The following is a 7,841-nucleotide window of genomic DNA, read 5'->3' as shown; positions in this document are numbered from 1 at the left end:
CTCCTGAGGGGGCGGGCCCGGTCGTCCTCGTCCTCATGCCAGCCCGATCCGCTCCCCGCCCTCCTCCAGTTCGAGGACCCACACCTCGTTCGCCCCGGCCCGCAGCACGGGACCGGGCACGTACAGCGTCGTCTGCGGGCCCGCCGACCAGTAGCGGCCCAGGTTGAAGCCGTTCACCCACACGAAGCCGCGCGTCCAGCCGGGCAGCTCCAGGGCGGCGTCCCCGGGGGAGCCGACCTCGACCGTGCCCCGGTACAGCCCCGGACGCCCCTCCCCGGGACCCGCCGCAGGCACCGCCCGCACCGCCGACGGCACGTCGAACGCGTCGAGCCGCAGCGCCCGCGCCCGCACCCCGTGCAGATACTGCCGCTCGTGCAGGATCCCCCCGGTGATCCCCTTGCGCTCTCCCGTCCGCGGACCGTAGTTGACCCGCCCCAGCGACTCCACCCACAGCTCCACGCGCGCGTGCCCCGCCACGGGATCCGGCACGGTCGGCGTGCCCTCCGTCAGGACACCGGCCCGCTTCCCGTCGACGTACACCACCGCCCGGTCCCGCAGCCCCCGCACGCGCAGCGGATACGGCTCCCGCGGACCCGGCACCGTCACCGCGTACCGCACCAGCCCGCGGTCCACGTCGAGGTCCTCGAACGTGGGCGGGACGGCGTGCTCCGACTCCGGGCCGCCCAGGGCCTCCAGGACCGCGTCCAGCGGGCACCAGTCCGGCAGGGCCGCCGACACGGGCGTCTCCAGCGCGGGCGGCGGCGGGGGCGGCTCGGGCGGGGGAGCGGACGCGTACGGCGCGAGGACCTTCCTGAACGCCCAGAACTTGGGCGTGGCCCGGCCGAACTCGTCGACGGGCGCGTCGTAGTCGTACGACGTGACGTCCGGCTGCAGCTCCCCGTCGTGCAACGAGCCGCCGCCCCGGTTGGCGCCCGCCCAGCCCGCGAAGTTCGTGCCGCCGTGCGCCATGTACAGGTTCACCGACGCCCCGCACTCCAGGATCTCGCGCAGCGCCGCCGCGGCGTCCTCGGCGTCCCGCACGACGTGGTCCGTACCCCAGTGGTCGAACCAACCGCACCAGAACTCCATGCACATCAGCGGGCCCTTGGGACGGTGCCTGCGCAGCGTGCCGAAACCCGCCCGTGCCCCCGACCCGAAGTTGGCCGTCGCCAGGATGCCCGGCACCGAGCCCCCGGTCAGCATGTGGTCCTCGGGCCCGTCCGAGGTGAACAGCGGCACCTCCACGCCCTCCGCGAGCAGCAGGTCCGCCAGCCGGCGCAGGTACACCCGGTCCGAGCCGTAGCTGCCGTACTCGTTCTCGACCTGCACCATGATCACCGGCCCGCCGCCCGGCCCGCAGGGCCCGGAGGTCACGGACCGCTGGCGCGCCACGACCTGCGGCAGGAGCCGCCGGAACCAGCGGCTCACATGCCCCAGGTACTCCTCGTCGCGCGTCCGCGCCCGCGCCCCCACCGCACCCGTCAGCCAGTGCGGCAGCCCGCCGTTCTCCCACTCCGCGCAGATGTAGGGACCCGGCCGCACGATCGCCCACAGACCCGCCTCGTGCGCCGCGTCCAGGAACCGGCCGAGCGCCTCGACGTCGCGGTACGTGCCGGGGCGCGGCTCGTGCAGGTTCCACGGGACGTACGTCTCCACACAGTTGAGCCCCATCGCCCGCAGCATCGCCAGCCGGTGCCCCCACTGCGCCTCGTGCACCCGGAAGTAGTGCAGCGCACCGGAGAGCAGCCGCACCGGCCGCCCGTCCACCTCGAAATCGTCCTCGCCGACCCTGAACCCGTTCATCGCGTCCTCTCGCTCACGTCTCGCCCACGATCACCTCTGGCGGGCGGCAGGGTCCATGGACAAAGATCGGGTCCGGTTGGACGCAGCGAGGGAACCGGACGCGGCGCGGAACTGAACGCATCCAGGAAGGGACATACGCGGATGTACCACACGTGGATGCGGTATTTCACCCCCAGCCCGGCCCACCACAAGCTCGGTCTCGCCTGCCTCGGCGTCGGCCTGCAGCACGGCATCCTGCCGACCGTGGGCCCGCGCACCCTCGACCACCACGTCGCCGTCGTCGTCAGCTCCGGAGGCGGCTGGTTCCGCGGCCCCGACGGACGCCGCACCACCGTCACCGCACCCGCCCTGATCTGGCTCACCCCCGGCGCACGCCACCACTACGGACCCGACCCCGACACCGGCTGGGACGAGTGCTTCGTCGACTTCACCGGGCCCGCCACCGCCACGTACACCGAGCTCGGCTACATCGAGCCCACCCGGCCCGTCGTGCCGCTCTCCGACGCGGCGGGCGCCCGCTCCGTCGTCGCCCGCATCGCCCGCGCGGCCCGTCGCGGCAACCCCCTCCTGGAGGTGGAGACCGGTGCCGCCGTCCACGAACTCCTCGTCGCGCTGCGCCGCGCCCGCGCCGACATCGCGCCCGACGGCGACCCCGTCCTGCAGGCCCTGGCCCGCGACGCCTTCCAGCCCCTGTCCGTCGCCGAGCACGCCGCCCGGCACGGCATGACCCCCGCGGAACTGCGCACCGCCGTGCGCCGCGGCGCCGGCTGCAGCCCCAAGGACTACCTCCTCGGCATCCGCCTGGGCCGCGCCAAGGAGCTCCTCGCCGCCACCGAACTGCCCGTGGCCGCCGTCGCCCGCCGCGTCGGATACGACGACCCGGCGTACTTTTCGCGCCTTTTCACCCGCCGGGTCGGCATGGCCCCCGTACGCTTCCGCGACCAGCAGGGAAGGGCCGTACCCGGCGGCTGGTCGCACCAGATACCCGACCCCGAGCACCCACCCATTTTGCGCTCTTCCGCCGGTGGCGGCCCCGGACCGGCCACGTAGGCTCGTGGACCATGACCACCAGCCACACCAGTGACGACAACAGCGTGAACGGCACGAGCGACGGCTCGGGCGCGGCCACGGGCGCGAGCCCCGCCGCGGCGACGGACGAGGCCGTGCGCGCCGAGCTGTCCCGCCTGCGCGACAGCATCGACAACATCGACGCCGCCGTCGTCCACATGCTCGCCGAACGCTTCAAGTGCACCCAGCAGGTCGGCCACCTCAAGGCCCAGCACCAGCTGCCGCCCGCCGACCCGACCCGCGAGTCCCGCCAGATCGCCCGCCTGCGCGAGCTCGCCGAGAGCGCCAAACTCGACCCGGCCTTCGCCGAGAAGCTGCTCAACTTCATCATCGCCGAAGTGATCAGGCACCACGAGCAGATCGCCGAGCAGCCCCTGACCAGCGACGGAAGCCGCCCTGCGTGAAGCACGCGCAGTGAGAACTGCCGTGTCGTTTCCTCAGTGCGACTAATCCGCCCGCGCGAGTGACGGATCTCCGCTTCGCCCGCCACCGCCCGCAGCGGACCGCTATCACCGGTACATGATCAAGAACTCGCTGCGCGGCATCGCCGCAGCCGCACTCCTCGTCCTGCCCGCTCTCGTCGCCGCGCCCGCCCACTCGGCGCCGGCCGGCACACCCTCCGAGCCGTCCCGCTCCCTGCCGTGCACCAACACCGCGCACGTACCCGTCAGCGACGGATTCGGCAGGGCCAGGGCCACCGTCGAACGACGCGGCGGCGGCTGCGGGAACGCCACCGTGGAGATCAGGATCTGGTCCGACGTGGCCTTCAACCCGGACAAGGAGTTCGGCTACAACAAGCAGTTCTTCTCCGTGGGATCGCTGGACGCGGCAGGCGCCTGCTACAACGCGATCGTCTACGTCCGCGGCATCTACAGCGAGATGTACGTCAACGGCGAGAAGGTCGCCGAGTCCGCGCGGGCCCAGCTGCCCGGCTGCTCCAGCTAGCCGCCCGATGCCCCGGCCGGCCACCCACCGGGCGGCCGGCAGCAGCTCGCCGTACCTACTTCCACGAGCTGCAGTAGTGCACCCGGTTCCCCTTCCACAGGCACACCCGAACCAGCGCCCTGTAGGTGAAATCGAAGGTGCTCGCCGCCGGCCTGGCATTTCCCTTGGGGCATGCGGCATCCGAGATGTTGTACGTGACTCCGTCGTACCAGGCCTGGGCCCTGGCGCAGTATCCGTCGCCCTCCAGGTCCTCGACGTGCCCCCTGACCGATCCGCGGTAGTACGTGTCTCCGGCCTGATCGACGCCCTGGGCGAAATAGCTGACCTTCACGGACATGTAGCCACCGGGCGCGCGGTCGGACGTCTTGGCCGTGACGTTGCGCGAGGCCAGAACCTGCACGTCGTCGGCGGCCTGGGCGGCGGGCGCGGTGAGGCCCGCCGTGAGCAGTGCGGCCAGCCCCGCGGCAGCACTCAAGAGCTTGAGTCGCATGTGAGATCCCCCTGTGATGACGAACAGCCATGTCTTCGCGTGCCATCAAGCACCGGTCACGGTGACATGCCGACGGAGCAAGAACGTCCACCAGGGGGTTGATTCCGGGTAAACCCTCGCGGTACCGACCTCGGAGCGCACGGCGCGGTCCCGAGAGGGGACAGCCCTACACCGGTCCGGCACCATCGGGCAGCATGGGCCCATGCCCGTACTGACGCGCGACGAAGCGCAGACCCGAGCCCAGCTCATCGACGTCCACCGGTACACGGTCGAGCTCGATCTGACCCGGGCGGCCGACGCCGCCCGCGACACCTTCGACTCCCGGACCGTCATCCGCTTCAGCGCCCGCACCGCAGGCGCCACCTTCGTCGAGCTCAAGCCCGCCGAGCTGCGCACGGTCACCCTCGACGGGCACCCTCTGGAGACCTCCGCCCTCGTCGACAACCGCCTCGCCCTCGACGGACTCACCGCAGGCGAACACGTACTCCGGATCGACGCCGCGATGCGCTACTCCCGCACCGGCGAAGGCATGCACCGCTTCACCGACCCCACCGACGGCGAGACGTACACCTACACACAGCTCTTCATGGAAGACGTGCAACGCGTCTTCGCGGCCTTCGACCAGCCCGACCTGAAGGCCGTCTTCGAGCTGACCGTCACCGCACCGGAGAACTGGACCGTCCTCGCCAACGGCGTCACCGAGCACCTCGGCGACGGCACCTGGCGGGCCGCGCCCACCCCCCTCGTCTCCACCTACCTCGTCGCCGTCGCCGCGGGTCCCTGGCACTCGGTCCGCACCGAACACCGCGGCCTGCCCTTCGGTATCCACTGCCGTCGCTCGCTCGCCCCCCACATGGACGCCGACGCCGAGGAGATCCTCGACATCACCCGCGCCTGCTACGACCGCTACCACGAGAAGTTCGAGGAGCCCTACCCCTTCGACTCCTACGACCAGGCGTTCGTCCCCGAGTTCAACGCGGGCGCCATGGAGAACCCCGGACTCGTCACCTTCCGCGACGAGTTCATCTACCGCTCCGCCGTCACCGACACCGAGCGCCAGACCCGCGCCATGGTCATCGCCCACGAAATGGCCCACATGTGGTTCGGCGACCTCGTCACCCTCCGCTGGTGGGACGACATCTGGCTCAACGAGTCCTTCGCCGAGTACATGGGCTTCCAGACCACCGCCGAAGCCACCCGCTTCACCGACCCCTGGACCGACTTCGGCGTCGCCCGCAAGTCCTGGGGGTACGACGCCGACCAGCGCCCCTCCACCCACCCTGTGGCCCCCGACCCCGACGCCGTGCCCGACACCGCGTCCGCGATGCTCAACTTCGACGGCATCTCGTACGCCAAGGGGGCCAGCGCGCTGCGCCAGCTCGTCGCCTGGCTCGGCGAGAAGGACTTCCTCGCGGGCATCAACACCCACTTCGCCCGGCACAAGTTCGGCAACGCCACCCTCGCCGACTTCATCGACTCCCTCGCCCACGCCACCGACCGCGACGTGCACGCCTGGGCCGAGGCCTGGCTGCGCACCACCGGCGTCGACACCCTCACCCCGGACGTCACCCACAACGGACGAACGTGGACGCTCACCGTCGACCGGGACGGCGACCCCGGCAGGGCAGGCAGCCCCGGCGATGAAGGCGGCCCCGGCAGGGAGAGCGGCCGCCCCCACCGCATCGCCGTCGGCGTCTACGACCGCGACCTCTCCGACGGCGGCACCCTCGTCCTGCGCGAACGCTTCGAGACGGACGTCCCCGCCACCGCGGCCGCCACCGCACGCGACGGCGGCCGCCCCGCCCTGATCGTCCCCAACGACCAGGACCTCACCTACGCCAAGATCCGCCTCGACGAGGTGTCCCAGGAGACCGCCCTGCGCGCGCTCTCCGGCGTCCCCGACGCGCTCACCCGCGCCGTCCTGTGGAACAGCCTGCGCGACATGGTCCGCGACGGCGAGCTCGAAGGCGCCGCCTACCTGGAGACCGCCCGCGCCCACCTCCCCGAGGAGACCGACCTCGCCATCGTCCAGGGCGTCCTCACCTTCGCCACCCTCCACATCGCCGACCGCTACACCGCCACCGAGGAGCGCCCCGCCGCCCTCGCCCTCCTCGGCGAGCTCTGCCGCGACCTGATCCGCCGCACCGAGGACGGCTCGAACCCCGGCCTGCGCCTCACCGCCGTCCGCGGCTTCATCGACGTCGCCACCCAGGCGGCGCCCCTCCAGGCCTGGCTCGGCGAGGGCACCGTGCCCGGCGGCCCCGAACTCGACCCCGAGCTGCGCTGGCGCATCCTCGCCCGGCTCGCCGTCCTCGACGCCGCCGACGAGGCCGCCATCGCCGCGGAACTGGCGCGGGACCCCAGCGCCACCGGACAGGAGGGCGCCGCACGCTGCCGCGCCGCACTGCCCGACGCCGCGGCCAAGCGAGCCGCGTGGGACGCCATGTTCGGCTCCGACGACCTGTCCAACTACCTCTTCACCGCCACCGCACAGGGCTTCTGGCAGCCCGAACAGGCCGAACTCGTCCGGGAGTACATCCCCCGCTACTACGAGGACGCCGTCGCCCTCGCCGGACGCCGCGGACCCGCCATGGCCGAGGCCGCCGGACGGTACGCCTTCCCCGCCCCCTTCGTGGACGCCGAGACGCTCCGCCTCGGCGAACGGTGCCTGCGCGACGCCGAGCCCACGCCCGCCCTGCGCCGCAAGCTCGTCGACCAACTCGACGACCTGGCACGGGCGCTGCGCGTCCGGGGGAACGGGGCCGGCGAGGAGAACGACTGACCGGCACCGGGCACCGGGCAGCCGACCGAGGACCGGGGGCCGCGAGCCACGGCGCGCACGTCCCCCGGCTTCGCCGGACAGTCCCTAGCACCCCGGGCAGTCCCCACACGTTTCCTCCGCACGGCAATACCACTTTCGGGTTCCCTTCGCCGGAGTATTCGGGCGTACCGCCCGCGCGGCGTACAGGCTGGTGCTCCTGTACGCGCGCACCCGAAGGACAGCCCCATGAGTACTCCGCGCATCCCGCCGCCCCTCGCCGGAGGCGCCCGAGGAGCCGATGCCCTGAGGCCGTTGCTCGACATCGCGCTCGGCGCGCTCCGCGAGGGGGCCACCGCCCGCGGCGGGCCCCTCCCCGCGGGCGGGCCCGAAGCCGTCGCCGCACGCGTCCGCGCCGCCGCCCACCCCGTCCTCCCCGACCGGGGCACCGGGCCCGAAACGGCGCTGCGCACCCTGATCCACGCCCTCACCGAAGGCGCCGCCGACCCCGCGGAACCGCTGTGCGCGGCCCATCTGCACTGCCCGCCGCTCGCCGTCGCCACCGCCGCCGACCTCGCCGCGTCCGCCCTCAACCCCTCCATGGACTCCTGGGACCAGGCCCCCGCCGCGACCGCACTCGAAGCACTCGTCACCCGCGCCCTCGCCGCCGAGATCCACGACGGCGGCGACGCCCTGATCACCACCGGCGGCACCGAGGCCAACCAGCTCGCCCTGCTCCTCGCCCGCGAGGCCCCCACCGCCCGCGGCCCCGTGCGC

The 7,841-nt window shown here is 72.8% G+C and carries 6 protein-coding genes and 1 pseudogene; 5 read left to right on the top strand and 2 right to left on the bottom strand.

Annotation, left to right across the window (positions count from 1 at the left end; all coding sequences use genetic code 11):
- Positions 1 to 33: 33 nt before the first annotated feature.
- Complete coding sequence (locus tag AOK03_RS27865) at positions 34 to 1,803, bottom strand: glycoside hydrolase family 35 protein (protein WP_055568111.1); 1,770 nt, start codon at positions 1,801 to 1,803, stop codon at positions 34 to 36.
- A 141-nt stretch (positions 1,804 to 1,944) separates the two neighbouring features.
- On the opposite strand from AOK03_RS27865, the gene AOK03_RS27860 reads away from it, so the two are divergent.
- The 3 genes from AOK03_RS27860 (at position 1,945) to AOK03_RS27850 (ending at position 3,816) form a co-directional block, all read left to right on the top strand.
- Positions 1,945 to 2,853, top strand: a complete 909-nt coding sequence (locus tag AOK03_RS27860) for an AraC family transcriptional regulator (protein ID WP_055568110.1) — start codon at positions 1,945 to 1,947, stop codon at positions 2,851 to 2,853.
- Positions 2,854 to 2,864: 11 nt separating this feature from the next.
- The gene (locus AOK03_RS27855; RefSeq protein ID WP_244177779.1) at positions 2,865 to 3,275 is read left to right on the top strand and encodes a chorismate mutase; all 411 of its coding nucleotides are present in this window, start codon (positions 2,865 to 2,867) and stop codon (positions 3,273 to 3,275) included.
- 115 nt (positions 3,276 to 3,390) lie between these two features.
- Entirely contained in the window at positions 3,391 to 3,816 is a 426-nt protein-coding gene (locus tag AOK03_RS27850) for a hypothetical protein (protein WP_055568109.1), read from the top strand.
- Between the two features lie 55 nt (positions 3,817 to 3,871).
- Here AOK03_RS27850 and AOK03_RS27845 read toward each other — a convergent pair whose 3' ends face one another.
- Positions 3,872 to 4,306: a hypothetical protein gene (locus tag AOK03_RS27845; protein ID WP_055568108.1), complete on the bottom strand. Its 435-nt coding sequence runs from the start codon at positions 4,304 to 4,306 to the stop codon at positions 3,872 to 3,874.
- Positions 4,307 to 4,508: 202 nt separating this feature from the next.
- Here AOK03_RS27845 and pepN point away from each other — a divergent pair, with 202 nt between their 5' ends.
- Both pepN and AOK03_RS27835 read left to right on the top strand, forming a co-directional pair.
- Complete coding sequence (pepN, locus tag AOK03_RS27840) at positions 4,509 to 7,088, top strand: aminopeptidase N (RefSeq protein ID WP_055568107.1); 2,580 nt, start codon at positions 4,509 to 4,511, stop codon at positions 7,086 to 7,088.
- Between the two features lie 225 nt (positions 7,089 to 7,313).
- Positions 7,314 to 7,841 (top strand): annotated as a pseudogene (locus AOK03_RS27835) (aspartate aminotransferase family protein); the annotation flags it as partial.

It is taken from the genome of Streptomyces atriruber, assembly GCF_001418325.1.
Lineage (GTDB): Bacteria > Actinomycetota > Actinomycetes > Streptomycetales > Streptomycetaceae > Streptomyces > Streptomyces atriruber.
This window is presented reverse-complemented; position numbering and strand designations above follow the sequence as displayed.

Coding starts and splice junctions, on each gene's coding strand:
- AOK03_RS27855 (WP_244177779.1), top strand. CDS start 2,865: ATGACCACCAGCCACACCAGTGACGACAACAGCGTGAACGGCACGAGC.
- AOK03_RS27865 (WP_055568111.1), bottom strand. CDS start 1,803: ATGAACGGGTTCAGGGTCGGCGAGGACGATTTCGAGGTGGACGGGCGG.
- AOK03_RS27850 (WP_055568109.1), top strand. CDS start 3,391: ATGATCAAGAACTCGCTGCGCGGCATCGCCGCAGCCGCACTCCTCGTC.
- AOK03_RS27860 (WP_055568110.1), top strand. CDS start 1,945: ATGTACCACACGTGGATGCGGTATTTCACCCCCAGCCCGGCCCACCAC.
- pepN (WP_055568107.1), top strand. CDS start 4,509: ATGCCCGTACTGACGCGCGACGAAGCGCAGACCCGAGCCCAGCTCATC.
- AOK03_RS27845 (WP_055568108.1), bottom strand. CDS start 4,306: ATGCGACTCAAGCTCTTGAGTGCTGCCGCGGGGCTGGCCGCACTGCTC.